At 62.3% G+C, this 17,142-nt stretch carries 18 protein-coding genes and 3 pseudogenes; 6 read left to right on the forward strand and 15 right to left on the reverse strand.

Features of this window, described 5'->3' with window-relative positions; genetic code table 11:
- The 6 genes and pseudogenes from V8Z74_RS25035 to V8Z74_RS25060 form a co-directional block, all read right to left on the reverse strand.
- A pseudogene (locus V8Z74_RS25035) lies at positions 1-225 on the reverse strand (conjugal transfer protein TraG); the annotation flags it as partial.
- Positions 226-461: 236 nt separating this feature from the next.
- Positions 462-740: an EexN family lipoprotein gene (locus V8Z74_RS25040; protein WP_349712036.1), complete on the reverse strand. Its 279-nt coding sequence runs from the start codon at positions 738-740 to the stop codon at positions 462-464.
- Positions 737-1,681 (reverse strand): LysR family transcriptional regulator, encoded by a 945-nt coding sequence (locus tag V8Z74_RS25045; protein WP_086060909.1) that lies wholly within the window; start codon positions 1,679-1,681, stop codon positions 737-739. Before V8Z74_RS25045 ends, V8Z74_RS25040 begins: the two co-directional genes overlap by 4 nt.
- 56 nt (positions 1,682-1,737) lie before the next feature.
- Entirely contained in the window at positions 1,738-2,967 is a 1,230-nt protein-coding gene (locus tag V8Z74_RS25050; protein ID WP_349712039.1) for an MFS transporter, read from the reverse strand.
- A gap of 4 nt (positions 2,968-2,971) precedes the next feature.
- Positions 2,972-3,355: a tautomerase family protein gene (locus V8Z74_RS25055; protein WP_012249111.1), complete on the reverse strand. Its 384-nt coding sequence runs from the start codon at positions 3,353-3,355 to the stop codon at positions 2,972-2,974.
- Between the two features lie 126 nt (positions 3,356-3,481).
- A complete protein-coding gene (locus V8Z74_RS25060) occupies positions 3,482-4,594 on the reverse strand; it encodes a threonine aldolase family protein (protein WP_349712042.1) in 1,113 nt (370 codons plus the stop codon).
- Between the two features lie 29 nt (positions 4,595-4,623).
- Between V8Z74_RS25060 and V8Z74_RS25065 the strand changes: the two genes are divergently transcribed.
- Positions 4,624-5,676 (forward strand): LysR substrate-binding domain-containing protein, encoded by a 1,053-nt coding sequence (locus tag V8Z74_RS25065; RefSeq protein ID WP_349712044.1) that lies wholly within the window; start codon positions 4,624-4,626, stop codon positions 5,674-5,676.
- A 119-nt stretch (positions 5,677-5,795) separates the two neighbouring features.
- On the opposite strand, the pseudogene V8Z74_RS25070 reads toward V8Z74_RS25065, so the two are convergent.
- The 4 genes and pseudogenes from V8Z74_RS25070 to V8Z74_RS25085 all read right to left on the reverse strand — a co-directional run.
- Positions 5,796-5,975, reverse strand: a pseudogene (locus tag V8Z74_RS25070) (DUF3363 domain-containing protein); the annotation flags it as partial.
- Positions 5,947-6,153, reverse strand: a pseudogene (locus tag V8Z74_RS25075) (oxidoreductase); the annotation flags it as partial. The pseudogenes V8Z74_RS25075 and V8Z74_RS25070, both read right to left, overlap by 29 nt.
- Before the next feature lie 50 nt (positions 6,154-6,203).
- Positions 6,204-7,481, reverse strand: a complete 1,278-nt coding sequence (locus V8Z74_RS25080) for a multidrug effflux MFS transporter (protein ID WP_012249106.1) — start codon at positions 7,479-7,481, stop codon at positions 6,204-6,206.
- Entirely contained in the window at positions 7,478-7,942 is a 465-nt protein-coding gene (locus V8Z74_RS25085; protein ID WP_012249105.1) for a MarR family winged helix-turn-helix transcriptional regulator, read from the reverse strand. The genes V8Z74_RS25080 and V8Z74_RS25085 overlap by 4 nt, the downstream gene beginning before the upstream one ends.
- Before the next feature lie 59 nt (positions 7,943-8,001).
- Between V8Z74_RS25085 and V8Z74_RS25090 the strand changes: the two genes are divergently transcribed.
- The 5 genes from V8Z74_RS25090 to V8Z74_RS25110 all read left to right on the forward strand — a co-directional run bounded on the left by V8Z74_RS25090 (position 8,002) and on the right by V8Z74_RS25110 (position 12,699).
- A complete protein-coding gene (locus V8Z74_RS25090) occupies positions 8,002-8,529 on the forward strand; it encodes a PaaI family thioesterase (RefSeq protein WP_012249104.1) in 528 nt (175 codons plus the stop codon).
- 19 nt (positions 8,530-8,548) lie between these two features.
- Complete coding sequence (locus V8Z74_RS25095; RefSeq protein ID WP_012249103.1) at positions 8,549-9,733, forward strand: thiolase family protein; 1,185 nt, start codon at positions 8,549-8,551, stop codon at positions 9,731-9,733.
- 12 nt (positions 9,734-9,745) lie between these two features.
- Positions 9,746-10,213 carry a MaoC family dehydratase gene (locus V8Z74_RS25100; RefSeq protein ID WP_012249102.1) on the forward strand — a complete coding sequence of 156 codons (468 nt, stop codon included), beginning with the start codon at positions 9,746-9,748 and terminating at the stop codon, positions 10,211-10,213.
- A gap of 27 nt (positions 10,214-10,240) precedes the next feature.
- Entirely contained in the window at positions 10,241-11,242 is a 1,002-nt protein-coding gene (locus tag V8Z74_RS25105; RefSeq protein WP_086060913.1) for an aldo/keto reductase, read from the forward strand.
- Positions 11,243-11,565: 323 nt separating this feature from the next.
- Positions 11,566-12,699: a thiolase family protein gene (locus tag V8Z74_RS25110; protein WP_012249100.1), complete on the forward strand. Its 1,134-nt coding sequence runs from the start codon at positions 11,566-11,568 to the stop codon at positions 12,697-12,699.
- Positions 12,700-12,841: 142 nt separating this feature from the next.
- Here the strand turns inward: V8Z74_RS25110 and V8Z74_RS25115 are convergent, their stop codons facing one another.
- The 5 genes from V8Z74_RS25115 to V8Z74_RS25135 all read right to left on the reverse strand — a co-directional run.
- Positions 12,842-14,827, reverse strand: a complete 1,986-nt coding sequence (locus tag V8Z74_RS25115) for a relaxase/mobilization nuclease domain-containing protein (protein ID WP_349712048.1) — start codon at positions 14,825-14,827, stop codon at positions 12,842-12,844.
- Positions 14,828-15,437: 610 nt separating this feature from the next.
- Complete coding sequence (locus V8Z74_RS25120) at positions 15,438-16,013, reverse strand: S26 family signal peptidase (RefSeq protein ID WP_349712050.1); 576 nt, start codon at positions 16,011-16,013, stop codon at positions 15,438-15,440.
- Entirely contained in the window at positions 16,010-16,555 is a 546-nt protein-coding gene (locus V8Z74_RS25125; protein ID WP_349712052.1) for a DUF2840 domain-containing protein, read from the reverse strand. Before V8Z74_RS25125 ends, V8Z74_RS25120 begins: the two co-directional genes overlap by 4 nt.
- Positions 16,552-16,836, reverse strand: coding sequence for a chromosome partitioning protein ParB (locus tag V8Z74_RS25130; RefSeq protein WP_349712054.1), 285 nt, complete (start codon positions 16,834-16,836; stop codon positions 16,552-16,554). The genes V8Z74_RS25125 and V8Z74_RS25130 overlap by 4 nt, the downstream gene beginning before the upstream one ends.
- Positions 16,833-17,142: ParA family partition ATPase (locus tag V8Z74_RS25135; RefSeq protein ID WP_502879608.1), on the reverse strand; the 310-nt coding region annotated here is incomplete at its 5' end. The genes V8Z74_RS25135 and V8Z74_RS25130, both read right to left, overlap by 4 nt.

Below are 17,142 nucleotides of genomic sequence, written 5' to 3' on the forward strand. Positions count from 1 at the left end.
GCCGGTGTCGAAGATTTCCGGGGTATAGGCGCCGTAAGAAAACCACCACTCAAACAGCTTCCACGGGTGATAGATCGGCGTGCCAAGAAGATCGAACCAAGGCGAGCCAAGGCGTACTTGATAGCCAAGGGCGGCGGCTGCCCATTGTGTGGCTCCCCACACTCCGGCGATCACGATGCCGAATACCACGGCAATCTGCCCGAACAGCACGTTCGTCCCTTGCATGACCTGGCCTCCGATTTTTCCTGCGCTGATTCCTTATGGAAGAAGCGGCACAAGGACGTGCCGCAAGCGTCAGGATCGGTGCCGGGTCAGTGCTGGTCAAAGACCGTTTAGAGCAGAAAGGTCGAGGAAAAAGAAAGAATGAGTGCGGTGGCGAGCCAAAGAAAAACGCCGCAAGCGCGGGCGCATTGCGGCGTGTCGAGAAAAAAAGTGAAGGCGAATCGGCGAGCGACCAACAGTCAGAACTTTGGCGACTCTTTCGGCGGTGTATAGGGCGTTTCGCCGTCCCCATAGAATCGCTTGCGCGTGGCTTCCGCCACTCGATTGCAGAGCACGTCTCCCACCTTGGGGCGGTCGGTTTTGCACTGCTGGCGCAGTTCTTTAAGCCGTTCGGGATTGGCCGCCAGTTCTTCCACCGTGGGGATCGTTGCCTCCGAATTAGCGGCCTTCTGTGGTGCTTCGGATTGGTCGCAGGCGGTCAATGTAGCCACCAGCAAAAAAGGAATAATCGTTTTCATGATGCTGGTTCCTCCGCAGGATCAGCATTGAGGCCCGCGATGGGCTTGGGAGATTCCGGTGATTCGATGGCTTGCACCCGCTCAATGAATCTTGCCAGTACGTCGGATGGTAGGCCGTCAGCGCGTAACAAGTAGGTTGTCAGCGGCGGAACTCGGGATGCCAGCGGACGCGCTACGACTCCCGGTTCACGGCTGGCGTGAATGTGCGCTGCGCCCACTAGTCCGAGTGCGAAGCCAGCAGACACCAACACCATCATCAGATCACAAGAAGCGACCCGCTCCGCGATCAGCGGCTCCATATCGGCGCGACGTAATACCCGGTCAACATGCTTAGCATGGCCTTCACAGACCTGCGGATCGCACAGGACAAGCGGGTAGCGCAGCAGTTCATCCAATGGAATACGCTTGTGAGCCAGCAGCGGATGCCGTGCTGGCACAGCGACCATGAGTGGATCACTCCAAGCGGGTAAGGCAATGATGCTGTCGCCTACTTCCTCGGACTGTGCAAACCCTACGTCGTAAAGATCGTCATGCAATCCCTTAATCTGCTGCGACAGCGGAACCTCGAAGAAGCGGATTTCAACTTCGGGTTCTTCCTGGCGACATAGAGCCAACAAGGCTGGCAAGCGCGACGGAGTAATGCCATCTGACAGTGCCACGCGCAGCTGGCTGTGGAAGCCATTGGCCGCAGTGGTCACGCTGTCGCGGGCTTGTTGCAAGGCCGCGAAAACACGACGCACGTGTTCTAGGAACAGTTGGCCAGCGCGGGTCAGTCGTGTGCTGCGCGTGGTGCGAGCAAACAGCATCACGCCCAAGTCATCCTCTAGTTCTTTGATGGCGCGCGACAACGGAGACTGTTCGATATGGAGTCGTTCAGCAGCTCTCGCAAAATGCAGTTCCTCCGCGACGGCGAGAAAGCATCGCAAATGGCGAAGTTCCATTCACACATCCCTCCAAAAAAGACGGCTCGCTTCAGCACAACCAACAGCTCCGTGAATCAGGTCGGCACCGTATGAGGCGTCATCCTTTCTTCCTTGATTGGCAAATTTACAAGTGCCGCAGCAAATGCCAATGCGGCATCCGCCCACCACATCCATTCATAGCTGCCCATGCTGACCACAGCCACGCCGCCCAGCCATGCCCCCAGAAATCCACCGATCTGGTGGCTCAATAGAGTGAGGCCGAACAACGTACCCAGATAGCGCGCACCGAACAGCTTCCCAGTCAGTCCGGCCGTCGGTGGCACCGTTGCGAGCCAGGTGGCACCGAGCACGACAGCGAACAGGTAGAAAGTCCACGGCTCTTTTGGCGCAGCCATATAGACAAGAATGGCTGCGGCGCGCGATGCATACATCCAGAACAGAATCATTTTCATGCGCATGCGGGTGCCCAAGACACCGACGACCAGGCTTCCGGTCACGTTGGTCAAACCGATGATGGCCAGTGAGGTGGATGCCACGTTTGCGCTCAGACCGCATAGATCGACTTCGCCCGGCATGTGCGTGACAAGGAAGGCAATGTGGAAGCCGCAGGTGAAGAAGCCTGCATGCAGGCACCAGTAGCTCTTGTCGCGCAAGGCGATCCTGAGTTGGTGGCGTAGCGTGAAGCCGTCATCCGCCTCCGCCTTCGCGCTTGGCTTGCGAGGCGTGCCGCGCAGCCACCACGCCATCGGTGCCGTGGACAAGGCCAGCACTGCCATTGTCCACATGGCGCTCATCCAGCCAAAGGCCGACATGACAGCCTGGTTCAGTGGAGCAAAGATGAACTGCCCCATGCTTGCACCTGCGTTGATAACTCCGCCTGCAAACGAGCGGCGCTCTGCCGGAATGCGCTGCGCAGTTGCACCGATAAGAATGGAAAAACTGCCCGCGCCTGCGCCTGCTGCACTGAGCAGACCAACAGTAAAGATCAACCCCCATTGGCTACTGACCTGCGTGGTCAGGGCAGAGCCTGCGGCTAGCATCACCGCACCAATGACGATGACCCGGCCTGGCCCCCAACGGTCGGCAGCAGCCCCAAAGAGCGGCTGCGCAGCTCCCCATACCAACTGTGCGATCGCCATGGCAAAACTGATTGAGGCAATACCCAAGCCAGTGTGTGTATTAAGCGGCGACAGGAATAGGCCCATGGATTGCCTTATGCCCATCGTGACCATCAGGATCGCGGCAGCCACCAGTACCAAAGGCCAGAAGCCGCGCTGCGTCTTGCCATCGTTTCGAGACGCCATGCTATTACGCCGCATACTGTGCAAGCCCATTGCCGAAAGACCAATTTTCCTTGTTGGTCTCAACGAGGCCAATAAACACGTCCTCGGGCCTATGGTTTAGCCGCGCCTGCATTCCATCAACGATGGCCTTGAAAAGAGACTTCTTAGCATCCGTCGTGCGCCCGGTGTTGAGCGTGATCTGGATGAATATGCAGTCCGCCGAGCGCGCGATGCCCAAATAGCTCGGATCGAAGATGAACATCTCTGGATCGTGCTCGGTAATGACCTGGAAGCGGTCGTTCTGAGGCACATTGATAGTATTGACAGTGGCGGCATACACGATGTCGCCGACGGTGCGGCGAAATTCTATGGACTTGCCCTTGGCTAAGTCGATTCTTACAAGTGGCATATAAATCCCCGCAGTTCAGAAATGGAAAGATATGGGCACGCCAACGCTAGATGGGTTTCATGTGCGCGCGCCACCACATGGCTCCGCCGGCCAGTAACAACGACAGTTACTCATATGGGAAGGCCATCAGTACCCTTGTCGTCCTGCATTCGAGACCATTGGTGCGTGTGATTCAGGCGGCGACTGCGCGATAGCGCCGACCGCGAGGATGGCCGCGTCAATGTCTGCTTGGCTGACGTCCAGATGCGTGACGGCACGAATCGCTCCTCGTACCAGACCCATGCGCACGCCGCGCGATTGGAGTTGCGACAGAAATACCTCGTGAGAAATGCCGATGCCAGAGGGATCGAAATAAACCATGTTGGTCTCGGGCTCTGGCGTCATGACGTGGATACCGGCCAGCCCCTTAAGACCGTCGGCCAGACGGCGTGCATTTGCATGGTCTTCGGCAAGGCGATCCACGTGATGATCGAGAGCGTGCAAGCAGCCCGCTGCGGCGATGCCCGCCTGCCGCATGGCTCCGGCAAACACGTGCTTGTAGCGCTTGGCTTCGGCGATGAAGTCGCGGCTTCCTGCCATGACGGCACCGATTGGCGCACCCAGTCCCTTGGTGAAGTCGATCCACACGCTGTCCACCTGCGCCGCGTAGGCGGCTGGTGAAACTCCGGTGGCGACGCAGGCATTAAGCAGTCGTGCGCCGTCCATGTGTATTGCTAGTCCTTCAGCGCACGCCGCGCTGGACACCGATTTGAGCTGATCGAGTGACCAGACAGTGCCGCCCGCGAAGTTGTGTGTCTGCTCTACACAGACAAGCTTGGGTGGTGGGCCGTAAGGCGAGGAAACGGTCTTCAGGCGATGGAGCGCTTGCCGCATTTCCTCGGCAGTGAAGATCCCTGACTGGGTCATGATCGGTTCAATCAGAACACCGGAACTCAAGGCCACACCAGCAGACTCTGCACGGATGATGTGCGCCATCCAGTCGGCGATCACGCCATCCGCGGGATTCGTATGCACCTTCGTCGCCACAAAGTTGCACATCGTGCCCCCCGGAAACCACAGCGCTGCCTCCTTGCCTAGCAGTTCGGCTACGCGCTCTTGCAGTCGGTTGACGGTGGGGTCTTCTCCTCGTTGCTCGTCGCCCACCTCCGCATTTGCGATGGCCTGCCGCATCGCAGGTGTCGGTTTGCTTTCGGTGTCGCTGGACAATGGGATGAACGGGCGTTTTTGATTCACAGACATAGGGATTCCTGTAGCCACAAGGTTCTCGGATGTCCCCTTTGGATTTAACCTGTGTCGGGCTCGATGAGGCCGCAGACGCAATAGGGGATGCTGCTTTTGATGCCGCAATTTTTCCGCATGGCACCTTCTTGAACAAACGATTAAACTTCGCCTATGGAATAGAAAAACTACATCATGGGGGCTTTATGAGTACGACCCTTCCGTTTAGGTCTTTGGTGGTTTTTGATGCGGTCATGAAGCAAAAAAGCTTCACCATGGCGGCCGCAGAACTTCATGTCACACCAGGCGCGGTAGGGCAGCAAATCCAGAAGCTCGAAGAGTGGCTGGGCGTAACCCTATTCACGCGCATGGTTAGGCAGATCCAGCCTACGGCAGAAGCTATGCACTATTGGGCTGCCATTCGGCCTGCGCTGGCACGCATCCAGCATGTCAGCGAGCAACTCCGCCTGAGTCAAGCCAACGAGGTTTGGCTCTCCATGCCGCCAACGCTCGCCGCGAAATGGTTTGCGCCGCGCATGGTGGGTTTCTTGGCCAAGCAGCCGAATATTTCTTTGCACCTGGGCGCTACCACCGCGATGAGTGATTTTGAGCGCGATCGGGTTGACCTTGCCATACGCTACTTCGACGGAGAGGATGCCTCGCTGGAATCCGCATTGCTCTGCCACGACGAGGCTCGGCTCTACTGCTCGCCGGCTTATGTCAAAGAACACCGTTTGAGAACACCCGATGATCTGGTTCGGGCAACTTTGTTGCACACAACCCTGCAACCGCATTGGCGATGTTGGCTCCAACAGTTCAGCCACCTCACGGACGAGCAGATCGACGCAATCCCAAGCCTACACTTTGACCAGTCTCTGCTAGCCATAGAAACTGCGCGATACGGCCAAGGCGCTGTCTTGAGCAGCGCCATCCTGACGGAAGCCGAGCTGCGCGATGGCTCGCTGTGCGAGCCATTCGAGTGCCGCCTGCCAGTAACAAAAGGCTATTACATCGTCCATCACAAAGGCTCTGCCTTGCGGCCTGCCGCGCTGGCGTTGAAGCAATGGCTACTGCAAGTTGCACAGAGTGAATGCAATAACTGAATGCTGCTGTGGCTGTGGCTTGCTGCTAATCCTGCATCAAGCCTGCCGCCCCGCGTTCATCGGGGCCGACAACGATGCAATGAGTTCGTCAACCTGTTCCTCACAGGTAGCACATGCCGTTACCAGACGGATCGTGCTCTACCAATCTCCCAAGACACCCCGCCACCGCGCATTGTGGCGGCAAGCTGCTGCCCTAACCGCTGCTCGATCACCGGCTTCCACGACACCAGCGAGAAGCCCATGCCGTCATCCAGCATCGCGTAACGCCCGCTGGCGAGCATGACGCTGCGCCGGTAGATGGGTGGCCTCGGTGATGATCAGGCCGGCAGAAGCGCGTTGGGCGTAATAGGTCACGGCCAGTTCGCTGGGCACGAGTCCGGCACCGGCACGGCTGCGGGTCAGTGGTGCCATAACGATGCGATTGGCGAGAGTCAGAGACCCCAGTGGGTACGACTCGAAGAGTGCTTGTTTGGTCATGTTGGTATTGGTTCTATTGAATGGGAATAGATAGCGTCTTGCGGCGGGTCTTACTGCAAGGTCCAAAAAGCGGCGAAGGCCAGTGCGAGGCTGGACGTGAGGATGATGCCGAGCGATGTATACGCAGGAACATCGAGCATCGCGCCAACGCTGATGGCGACGGCCGCGCACCCCATCTGCAAAAAACCGAGCAACGCCGACGCCGCTCCTGCCTGCCGCCCGAAGGGGTGCAACGCAATGGCGGTGCCCAGCGGGTTGACCATGCCCATCCCGAGCAGGAACACCATCAGAGCAGCGGAAAAGAACACGAAATCTTCCTTGCCAACCAGCAGCACAATGCTGCCCGTCAATGCGATAACCAGACCCACCCGAACTGCCCGTGCCTGTCCCCATCGGTGGGCCAGGCGTGGCACCAAGAGGCCAGCGCCAAACACGACGAAAACGGTAGATGCAAAGAAGATCGCCAGCCCAAACGGCGAGAAATGGAATCCAACCATCAGGATCGCCGGGGCCATGCCGAAGAATGCGTACAGCGAACCGCTGACAAGGCTCATCGTAAGCGCTGGAGCGATGAAGCGCCGATCGGTCAGGAGCTGCCAGTAAGTCTTCAGTATCGCCGGGATAGAAATGGCCGAACGTCTGTCAGCTTGATGCGTCTCCCCGAGCCTGGCGTTGTAATGAATTGCCAGCACGACGGCCATCACACCGACAAAGGCAAACGTGAACTGCCAGCCTAGCCAGCTACTGAGCGCGCCGCCGAGCATCGGTGAAAAGCCCGGAGCGGCAGCCATAGCCACCATGATGAGGGTGAGCGTGCGAGCAAGCGCCTCACCGTCAAACAAGTCGCGAGCAATGGCACGCGACAGGACCGATGTTGCGCAGACCCCGAGCGCTTGGACAACCCGTCCCCCGATGAGTTGAGGTAGCGTGCTGGCGAACGCGCATATCGCGCTTCCTATAACGAATGCCAAGAGGCCGGCTAACACCAGCCACCTTCGGCCGAATCGGTCCGACAGCGGTCCGACGAAAAGCTGCCCCACTGCGAAGGCGACAAGGAAGCTGCTGAGCGTGGCGCTCAGGTCGATCACCGACGTGCCGAGGGCAACGGCCATGTCGGGAAACGCCGGCAGGATGATGTTGGTGGCGAGCGCGCCCAATGCTGCCAGCCCGGCAAGCAGGAACAGCAATTCAGCAGTCAGTGCTTTCTGTGTTCCCGGGGCCTCTTCTCCCTTCGCCACGTATGTATGTTCTTGCATCATTTGGTTGTCTGTTGAATCGAGGGAGTTAGCGCAGGCATCGCCGGTTGTTTGGTGGGGTGATGCGCTCATGGCGAAGCTCCATCGGCAACGCTCTCGGCATCGTCATCCAGGCATTCGATGCAGGCTTCAAGCAGTTCGTGCAGCGCGGCAACGCGCTCGATGCCAAGCCGCTCGTTGAGCGCCAACTGTGCTGCCTTCCACGCGCGCTGCCCCTCGGCTTGCTTTTCTCGCCCCGCATCGGTCGCTTCGACAAGACGACTGCGAGCATCGTTGCCGGCACCAATCTGCAACCACCCATGCGCCACCAGCGGCTGCAAGTTGCGTGTCAATGTCGAGGCATCCATGTACATGCGCTTGGCCAGATCGCCCGGGCGGATAGGCCCGAGGCCGACGACGTGCGACAGCAGCGCGTACTGCGTGTTCTTCAAGCCCGTCTCACTGGAAAAGCGGTCGTAGTGGCGCGTCACCACGCGAGTGAGCTGGCGCAGCTTGAGATTCGTACAGCCTTGAGGCTTGGTGGCGTTCTTCATGTGATACATTGTACCTGCAATCATTGTATATGCAACTTAATGGAAAGAAGGAGCAGCGTATGTCAGTCGATGAAGTAGTCGCTCGATGGGAAGCAGACGAAGCGCGTGTGCGCGCACGCTTGGAGGCACCTGATGTTGTTCCCAAGGGGCAAGCGTTCAACCGATCGGGCTTGGAGGTGTTCGAGGCGATCTTTGCAGGTGAGCTGCCTCCGCCGCCGATCGGCGACACGCTCGACTTCATTCCGGTTCACATGGAGCATGGCTCGGCAGTTTTTCAGGGGCGGCCATCGCGCCGTCACTACAACCCGCTGGGGACCGTACATGGCGGTTGGTTCGCCACGCTGCTTGACTCAGCCGTGGGTTGTGCAGTGCATACGACGCTTCCAGTCGGCAAGGGTTACACCACACTGGAACTGAAGGTGAACATGCTTCGCCCCTTGAGCGATCAGGTGCCACTGGTACGTGCCGAAGGCAAGTTGATTCACGCCGGGCGCCAAGTCGCCGTAGCCGACGGCCAGATCGTCGGCCCGGACGGAAAGATCTACGCGCACGCAACAACGACGTGCCTGATCTTCGATCGCGCTTGATTCACCTCGGGAGACGGACATGGTTCAAACTGAAATCGTCATCTGCTCGCCGGTGCGCACAGCGATCGGCACCTACGGTGGCGCGTTAAAAGACACGCCTGCGCCTGAACTTGGAGCGGCCGTTGTCCGCGAGACCCTGCGGCGTTCCGGGTTGGCAGCCGACGCCATCGACGCCGTCGTGCTGGGCCAGGTCATCCAGGCCGGCGCCAGGATGAATCCAGCGCGCCAGGCAAGCATTGGCGGCGGGCTGCCGGTGCAAGTGCCTGCATTGACGGTAAACCGAGTGTGCGGCTCCGGCGCCCAAGCCATCGCGACGGCGGCATTGGAAGTAGCGGCGGGTCACGCTGGCGCCGTGATCGCCGGCGGCATGGAAAACATGGACCAGGCACCCTACCTCGTGCCGGGCGGACGCTGGGGTAACCGCATGGGCGATGCGCTGATGCTCGACAGCATGCTGCGCGATGGCCTCAATGATGCGTTCAGCGGACAACACTCGGGCTGGCATACCGAGGATCTGGTCAACCAGTACGGCATTACGCGCGAAGATCAGGATCGCTGGGCCGCACGTTCGCAGCAGCGTTTCAGTGCTGCACAGGCTGCGGGCAAGTTTGCCGAGGAAATCGTTGCAATCGAACTGGCCGGTCGCAAGGGTGCCGTGCGCTTCGACAAGGACGAAGCCAACCGGCCCGACACAACGGTCGAAACGCTGGCCAAGCTCAGACCCGCGTTCCGCAAGGACGGCACCATCACCGCTGGCAATGCGCCGGGCCTCAACAGTGGCGCGGCAGCGGTGATCGTCACGGAACGCGCCTTCGCCGAGCGCCACGGTCTGCAACCCTGGGCGCGGCTGGTCGCCCAAGGGGTGGCCGCCGTCGAACCCGGCATGTTCGGCATCGGGCCGGTGCCAGCGGTCAAGTTGGCACTCGAACGTGCTGATTGGAAGCACACCGACATCGAACGCATCGAGATCAACGAAGCGTTCGCAGCGATCACGCTGGCGTGCCTGCGCGAACTCAATCTTGCCGAAGACATCGTCAACGTCGAGGGCGGCTCAATCGCCCACGGACACGCCATCGGTGCAACGGGTGCAGTGCTGACCACACGACTGTTGCATTCGATGCGGCGGGACGGCATCCGGCGCGGCATTGTCACGCTGTGCATCGGCGGGGGCCAGGGCATTGCGCTGGCACTCGAAGCCATCTGACGGGAGTTGGACATGACCATTCTCTATCTGGAAGACCTGGCAGCGGGGCAACGCTACGCCGGCAGCACGCGCATTCGTGTCGAAGAAAACCGCCTCAAGAGCTTCGCCACCGAGTTCGACCCCCAGCCCTTCCACCTGGACGAAACCGCTGCAAGCAGCTCGATCTTCCGGGGCCTAGCGGCGAGCGGCTGGCATACCGCCGCGATCACGATGCGACTGCTGGTGGACAGCGAGTTCAAACCGGCGGGAGGCATCGTGGGCGCGGGATTCGACGAATTGCGTTGGCCGCTTCCGGTTCGGCCCGGCGATGAGTTACGTGTGGAGAGCGAAGTTCTCGAAGTGCGGCCATCGAAATCTCGTCCCGAGCAAGGAATAGCGAAGGTCCGCACGACCACGCTGAATCAAGACGGAAAGACCGTACAGGTATCCGTGGGAAATCTTGTAGTGCCGCGTCGCCCCGGTGCGGCGCAAGAAGCGTAGAGCATTTTTCTTTTTTAGGAGCAGAGCATGAAATACACCGTCTTTGGCAGTACCGGTCTCAAGGTATCTCAGGTATCACTCGGCACCGGAAACTTCGGAACGGGCTGGGGCTATGGCGCCGATCCCGATGTCAGCACGAAAATTTTCAATACCTACGTTGAGGCCGGCGGCAATTTCATCGATTCGGCCGACGCCTATCAGTTTGGGCAATCCGAAGAGTTGCTTGGCACCTTGCTGAAGGGTCAACGCGAAAACTTCGTGCTCACCACCAAATTCACACGTGGCGCTACACCCAATGCCAACCCGCTGATCCTTGGCAATAGCCGCAAGGCCATGGTTGTCTCACTGGAGGCGAGCCTGAAGCGGCTCCAGACCGACCGGATCGACATCTACTGGGTGCATTGGCCCGATGGCGTCACGCCTACAGAGGAAATCGTCCGAGGCTTCGAGGACCTGGCACGTGCGGGCAAGATCCTATACGCAGGTATATCGAACTTCCCGGCTTGGCGTTTGGCCCGTGCAGTGACGCTGGCCGAAGTCTCCGGGGCGGTGCCCATCGCGGCCGCGCAATTCGAGCACAGCCTGGTTCGGCGCGAAGCTGAGGCCGAACTGTTCCCCGCGTCGCATGCCCTGGGCCTCGGCATCGTCACTTGGTCGCCGCTGGGAGGCGGCATGCTGACCGGCAAGTACCGCAAGGGCGAGAAAGGCCGTGCGGAAGGTTTTGGCGGCAAGGTGTTCCAGCCGGAGAACTCCGAGCAACGCACGCAGATTCTCGACACGGTGATTGCCATCGCCGAGGAACTAGGGGTGACGCCGGGCCAAGTAGCGATTGCCTGGGCCGGCACCCACGGCTCCGTACCGATCATCGGGCCGCGATCGCCCGAGCAGCTGGCCGACAACCTGGGGGCTTTGTCGGTCAAGCTGTCGGCCGAGCAGATCGGTCGGCTCGATGCGGTGAGCAGCCCTGCGGCCTCGGCGCGGACTCCGATTCCTTGGGCCGAGAGTATCGCGCCGAAGGTGATTGCCTAGCTCGCCACACAACAAACTGGTAAGCCTGCGCAGGAGAATCCGGATGTGACCAAGCCGCTCAGCTTGGCCGAGCTTTATCCCAAAGCTCTAAATTCGCGCGGCACTGTCCTGGCAACGCATAGGGATCGCCTGGAAAGAGCCCATGAGCAATCATGGAAAGCGTCGGCGCGATGGTACTCGCGCGTGCCGTGGACGATCCCGAACTATCCGAAGCCATCTTGGCTTTAATGCGCGATGAGTCGATGTCGCGCTGACGTTCAGATCCACCGCTGGAGGTGGTTTTGACTATTCAGAAGGGGAAACACCATGAAAGGAAAAACATCATGAAAGCAGTCATCGCCGCCTATGCACGTTCACCATTCCATTTCGCCCGCAAGGGACGCCTAGCCGAAGTGCGGCCCGACACAATGGCCGCGCAGGTCGTGCAAGGACTGCTGCAACGCACCGACCTAGACCCAGCGCTGCTGGAGGACGTGATCCTTGGCTGCGCTTACCCCGAGGCCGCACAGGGCAACAACTTGGCGCGCATCGTCGGCTTGCTGGCCGGTCTTCCCGAGGCCGTTGGCGGGATGACGGTAAACCGCTTCTGCGGATCGTCTATGCAGGCAGTGCATATCGCAGCCGCACAGATTGAGGCGGGCATGGGAGACGCTTTCCTCTGCGTAGGCGTAGAGTCGATGAGCTTGGTACCGCAGGGCGGCTTTAACTTTTCGCCCAACCCTGAGTTGCAGACCAACACCGCTGCCTATATCTCTATGGGTGAGACGGCAGAGAACGTGGCGCAGCGTTGGGGTGTTAATCGCGCCGACCAAGATTTGCTCGCGCTGCAATCCCATCAGAAAGCCGCTGCTGCTCGCGAGCAAAGTCGGCTGGCCGACGAGATTGTGCCTATCCGTTTACAGGATGGCGAACTGGTCAATGCCGACGGCTGCATCCGCCCAGGCACCACGCTGGAGGCGCTGGCGGGACTCAAACCCGCCTTCCGGGCAGACGGCGTGGTCACGGCTGGCACGTCGTCGCCGCTGACCGATGGAGCATCAGCGGTGCTCGTCACCAGCGACGACTTTGCCGAGCGCTATGGCCTGCAAGCATTGGCGCGCATTCGTAGCTTTGCGACCGTTGGAGTAGATCCGGCCGTCATGGGCATCGGACCTATCCCGGCCACACGCAAGGCGCTGGCACGCGCTGGCCTGGCGGTGTCTGACCTGGACGTCGTGGAGATCAACGAGGCTTTCTCGTCGCAGGCGCTGGCTTGCATCCGCGACCTGGAACTGGACATGGCTACTGTGAACATCGACGGCGGGGGGCTGGCTATCGGCCACCCGCTGGGCGCTACCGGCGCTCGTATCACTGGCAAGGCTGCGGCTCTGCTGGCGCGGCAGCAAGGGCGCTATGCTCTTGCTACCCAGTGCATAGGTGGCGGGCAAGGCATCGCCACCATTCTGGAAAGGCCTTGACCTTACGATAAAGGCTTCCTGCCGTTCTTGCGGGAAGCCCCAAAAATCATCTGAGCTTCAGAAGCGCCAGGCAACATTGACAAACTATCGGAGTGTGCTGCTTTGGCACACCCCACGCAGTGAGCAGACAAAGCAGCACAAGCTAGCCAACGGACAGGCCGCGCTGTCGCCCAATCTCCCATGACACCCCACCACCGCGTATCGTGGCGGCGATTTGCTGCCCCAGGCGCTGCTCAATGACTGGCTTCCACGGCACCAAACTGAAACCCATGCCGTCATCGAGCATCGCGTAGCGCCCGCTGGCGAGCATGACGGAGCGCCTGTAGATGCCGGCCACGCGCTGACCGTCGGCCACCGGGCGATGTTCCAGGCCGGTTTCGGCGGCAATGTCCTTGGCGGCTTGCGCCAGCTCCCGATTGCGTAGCGTGCCCAGCAGGTTCCGGGCGAGGATCACGCGCTGTCCACGCCGCTCTGCCAGCCCCTGTTCGGCCAGGAAGTCGGCGCGGTGCTGCATTGCCTGTTTGGCCTCGCTGCCAAAACCCAGGTAGTCCAGGCCCGAGCCGCCGCCGATCAACTGCTGGTCGAGCCAGGTGGCCCCGATCATGCGTGTCTGCCGCTCGATGGGTAGGTGCGATTTTAGTTCCACGGCCACGCCGCCCAGGCGCTGCGCATCGTAGCGTCGGCCCTGCTCGGGCAGGTCGTCCGGCACCTTCCACAGCCCTTCGGCCACGCGCTCCACGATGCCGGCTCTGCGCAGGGCTTCGAGCCGGCGGACATGGGCGGCGACGACTTCCTGCGGATCGCGGCCCGGCACGGCCTGACCCTGCGCGATGGCGAGGTGGTGGTCGGTGCGGTACAGGCCATCGCTCGCCAGCGCGGCGATGTTGCGGTCGGCCGCACGCACGTCGGCCGATCCCTTCACCTCCACCACGGCGCCGGTCGGATAGTTCGCCAGCTCGTCGCGGGCGTTGAGCGCAACATAGTGGGCCTTGCCGTCCACCCCGTCGATGACCAGATAGCCTCGGTCGCGCAGCTCGTCGGCCAGCCCCTTCGCGGCCACGCGGCCGAGGATGGTTCGGCCGTCGTCGCCCGGCTCGAACACCGCCAGCTCGCGCGGCTCGCCGCGCATGGCCCGCTGCATGGTGCGGATGATGTCTCCACGCTCGCCCAGGGCGCGCAGGGTCTTTTCCGCGTCGGCATGGACGGCCCAGGTGCCCGACTGCATCTCGTCGGCCAGGCCCATGCGCTGCAAGCGTTGCAGCCGGCCGATCAACAGCAGGCGCTGGCGTTGCAACCTCGGTTCGTTGAGCCGTTCGACATGCACCAGGCCATCGTCGCCCAGCTCGCGCTTGAGCGTGCGATCCAGGCTCGTCCACCGCTCTTGTTCCACTTCGCGCTGCAAGGTCTGTTGGATCTCCAGCTCGGTGCGCGGCCCCAGCCATTCGGTCGCCAGTTCGGCGGCGCGATGGCGGAAGCCATCGGCGATGTAGTCGCCCGCGATGATGAGGTCTTTGCCGGTGTCGTCGCGTCCGCGCACGACGATGTGCGTGTGCGGGTTGTCGGTGTTCCAATGGTTGACGGCTACCCAATCGAGGCCCGTGCCCAGGTCGGCCTCCATGCGCCCCATCAGGTGGCGCGTGTAGGTGCGCAGGTCTTCGAGTTCCGCGCCATCCTCGGGCGAGAGGATGAAGCGGAAATGGTGCCGGTCGTCGGCGCAGCGTTCCTTGAAGCCGTCGAGGTCGGCGGCATCGGTCTGCGGCCCGTAGGCTTGGCCCGGCTCGCCATCGCGGCCCACGCCATAGCGCTCGATGTAGCGCAAATGCTTGGCGAGTGATTGCGGGCTGGCCTGGCGCTGATTGACCAGCAGCGTCTTGATGGTCACGCGCCGCGACATGGGCGTCAGCTTGGCGCCGGCGAAGCGCGCCGCCGTGTGGCCGCGTCCCAGGCGCGAGCCGGGCCGCTGGCCGGTGCCCCTCCCGGCTCCGCCAGCCGCCCCAGGACGGCGCACCGAGGACTTGCCGCTGCTGGCCTTGCCCGCCTGCTTGAGCACCTTGGAAACGAAGCTCTGGCCCCGGTTCTTCGGGGCGCTGGGGCGGATGCGGAAATCATCGTCGCGGCGGTCGGTCATGGCTGCGCTCTCTGCAAGCTCTGGCGTGTCCGGTCGTGCGAAGCACGCGGACATGCCTGCATTGGCGCGGGCCTCGCGCCCCACGCGGCACGGCGGCGAAGCCGCTCCGTGCCGCGCCACCCCCACGTGCAGACTGGCTTTCGACGCGGCCCGGTGCCGCGTCCTTTTGTCTTGCCTTCCGCATTTGCCTTCCGCATCCGCTCCCGGCAACCGCGGCCCGGTGGCAAGGCTGCACCAGCAGCCAGCGCCCCGGCGAACACGGCGATGGCCGCAGGCCAGCCGTGTTCGAGGCAAGACGCCTGCACGTGGGACGGCCGCATGCGATGCAGGGCCGGATGCCGCGCGGTGTGCCGTGCGACAGCACAGGCACGCCACGCGCGGCGACATGGCCCATGCAGCAGCAAGGACACGCCTGATAGCACGCTGGACTGCACGGCGATGCGCAGCGAGTCGGCGGCCAGCGATGCAGCCACCAGCACGCCGGATGGCAGCCCTGAGTACGGCGCGGATGCGCTCGCACTGCACGCGCGATGACATGGCGAAGAACAGCAGAACGACACGCCCGATAGCACGAGGCCATGCACGCTCACGTGCAGCGAATCGGCGGCGATCATGGCCGTTTCTCCAGCCAAAGCGGATGCGCCACTCCGATCACGGCGGCTGCTCTCACCGGCCCGAAGTAGCGGCTGTCGAACGACGCCGGGTTGGTGCTGCTCAGCAGGAACAGCTCGCCAGCTTCGAGACGGCGGCAATGCGGCCAGGATGGCAGCGGCCGGCCCAGCCGGTCGGCGGGCAGCACGGCGGCCACCGGCACGCCGTCGATCCACACCAGCGCATCGAACACGCATACATGCTGCGGCGCCACGGCGCCCACGCGCTTGAGCAGCGGCACGCGCGCCGGTAGGTAGCGGCGCTGCGCGGCCAGCGCTGCAACGTCAGGCGGCAGCGTGGCGAGGACGATGGCGCCGACGTGCAGCGCATCGGACGACCCGATGCGATACCAGCCGATCGGAACACTGTCGGACGGGTTGTAGACCAGGCGCGGCAGCGGCTGTACGAAAGCCGCCCAGGCCAGCGCAGCGAGGCCGCAGGCGGACAGGCTCGCCAGAACGATGCGAGCGCGCAGGCGTAAACGAGGATGTGGCGGGATTTCAGTTGCATCGGCAACGATAGATGGGGGTGTCATGGCAACACCCTCCCAGCCAGCCATGCAGCGTGCCGCTCGGCGCTGTATTCGGGCAGCGGCAGACGGGCCGCGAGCCGGTTGGCGAGCGTGCGCCAGTACGCGGGCGAAGCGCCGGCAGGCGCGATGCCCAGTGCCTCGATGGCGTCGATGCGCTCCAGTACGGCACGCACATTCTTGTCGCCCTCTGCGTGCAGCAGCAGGCGCGCGCCGGGCTGCACGCCGGGGATGCGCTGCGCGCCATCCAATGGCGTGCAAGCCTGCATCACCATGAGCTGCCAGCGAACCGTGCCGTAATCGTTGGCCTGCCAGCGGATGCGGCAGAACACGGCGCCCGGCAGGAACACCGCAACGCGCCGCCAGCGGTCGTGCCGGATGGTGCGCGCCGCCTCACCGAAGCGCAGGTAAATGTCGATGCGCTGGTCCACGTAGGCCAGCGCCACGCGCGTCAGCGGTATGGTGTCTGCTCGGCCGACGAGCGCAGTGAGTGCAGGTAAAGGGGCAGCTGTAGCCGCGCCAGCGGCAGGCGAAGCGGATGCGGTCATGGGGTGTTCTCCCTGCGGTGTTCTGGAAACTCCCGCTCCAGCAGGCCGCGCAGCAGGTCGGCCACGGTCACGCCCTGCGTGAAGGCTGACACCTTGATGCGCGAGCGCATGGCGGGCGTGATGTCGAGGGTCAGGCGAGCCGTATAGAGATCGCCCTTGTTGAGCGCATCGCCATCGCCCTGCCGAATCCACGCCTCGGCGTGCGGATTCGCCGGCGGGCGCGCGCCGATGCCGACGCGCTTGGCAGCGCGTTTGCTGTTCGGTGGCGGCTTCGCAGTCATGTCGGCCACCGCAGCAGTTCATCGACCAACGCAGTAATTTCGCGCGCAGCGGCGCTGTCCGGCGCCGTCTCGCGCGCCAGCCGCCCAGCGGCCACGCTGTCGGCGAACACGATGCGCTGGCGTACTTCCGCGCGCAGCGCAGGCAGCGGCTGCTCTGCCAGCGCGCCGCGTGCTTCGCGCCCGATCACCGTGGTGCTGACGCGCCGGTTGATGACGAAGGCCGCGCGCAATGCGGGGCGAAACACCTGCGCCTCGCGGATCAGCGCCACCATCTCGGCGCTGGCCCACAGGTCGTAAGGGCTGGGC

This window comes from Comamonas sp. w2-DMI (genome assembly GCF_040187735.1).
Taxonomy (GTDB): domain Bacteria; phylum Pseudomonadota; class Gammaproteobacteria; order Burkholderiales; family Burkholderiaceae_C; genus Comamonas; species Comamonas terrae.

What these genes read in the sequence shown, in the direction of transcription:
- V8Z74_RS25040 (WP_349712036.1), bottom strand. Translation starts at nt 740, where the DNA reads ATGAAAACGATTATTCCTTTTTTGCTGGTGGCTACATTGACCGCCTGC.
- V8Z74_RS25045 (WP_086060909.1), bottom strand. Translation starts at nt 1,681, where the DNA reads ATGGAACTTCGCCATTTGCGATGCTTTCTCGCCGTCGCGGAGGAACTG.
- V8Z74_RS25050 (WP_349712039.1), bottom strand. Translation starts at nt 2,967, where the DNA reads ATGGCGTCTCGAAACGATGGCAAGACGCAGCGCGGCTTCTGGCCTTTG.
- V8Z74_RS25055 (WP_012249111.1), bottom strand. Translation starts at nt 3,355, where the DNA reads ATGCCACTTGTAAGAATCGACTTAGCCAAGGGCAAGTCCATAGAATTT.
- V8Z74_RS25060 (WP_349712042.1), bottom strand. Translation starts at nt 4,594, where the DNA reads ATGTCTGTGAATCAAAAACGCCCGTTCATCCCATTGTCCAGCGACACC.
- V8Z74_RS25065 (WP_349712044.1), top strand. Translation starts at nt 4,624, where the DNA reads ATGTCCCCTTTGGATTTAACCTGTGTCGGGCTCGATGAGGCCGCAGAC.
- V8Z74_RS25080 (WP_012249106.1), bottom strand. Translation starts at nt 7,481, where the DNA reads ATGAGCGCATCACCCCACCAAACAACCGGCGATGCCTGCGCTAACTCC.
- V8Z74_RS25085 (WP_012249105.1), bottom strand. Translation starts at nt 7,942, where the DNA reads ATGAAGAACGCCACCAAGCCTCAAGGCTGTACGAATCTCAAGCTGCGC.
- V8Z74_RS25090 (WP_012249104.1), top strand. Translation starts at nt 8,002, where the DNA reads ATGTCAGTCGATGAAGTAGTCGCTCGATGGGAAGCAGACGAAGCGCGT.
- V8Z74_RS25095 (WP_012249103.1), top strand. Translation starts at nt 8,549, where the DNA reads ATGGTTCAAACTGAAATCGTCATCTGCTCGCCGGTGCGCACAGCGATC.
- V8Z74_RS25100 (WP_012249102.1), top strand. Translation starts at nt 9,746, where the DNA reads ATGACCATTCTCTATCTGGAAGACCTGGCAGCGGGGCAACGCTACGCC.
- V8Z74_RS25105 (WP_086060913.1), top strand. Translation starts at nt 10,241, where the DNA reads ATGAAATACACCGTCTTTGGCAGTACCGGTCTCAAGGTATCTCAGGTA.
- V8Z74_RS25110 (WP_012249100.1), top strand. Translation starts at nt 11,566, where the DNA reads ATGAAAGCAGTCATCGCCGCCTATGCACGTTCACCATTCCATTTCGCC.
- V8Z74_RS25115 (WP_349712048.1), bottom strand. Translation starts at nt 14,827, where the DNA reads ATGACCGACCGCCGCGACGATGATTTCCGCATCCGCCCCAGCGCCCCG.
- V8Z74_RS25120 (WP_349712050.1), bottom strand. Translation starts at nt 16,013, where the DNA reads ATGACACCCCCATCTATCGTTGCCGATGCAACTGAAATCCCGCCACAT.
- V8Z74_RS25125 (WP_349712052.1), bottom strand. Translation starts at nt 16,555, where the DNA reads ATGACCGCATCCGCTTCGCCTGCCGCTGGCGCGGCTACAGCTGCCCCT.
- V8Z74_RS25130 (WP_349712054.1), bottom strand. Translation starts at nt 16,836, where the DNA reads ATGACTGCGAAGCCGCCACCGAACAGCAAACGCGCTGCCAAGCGCGTC.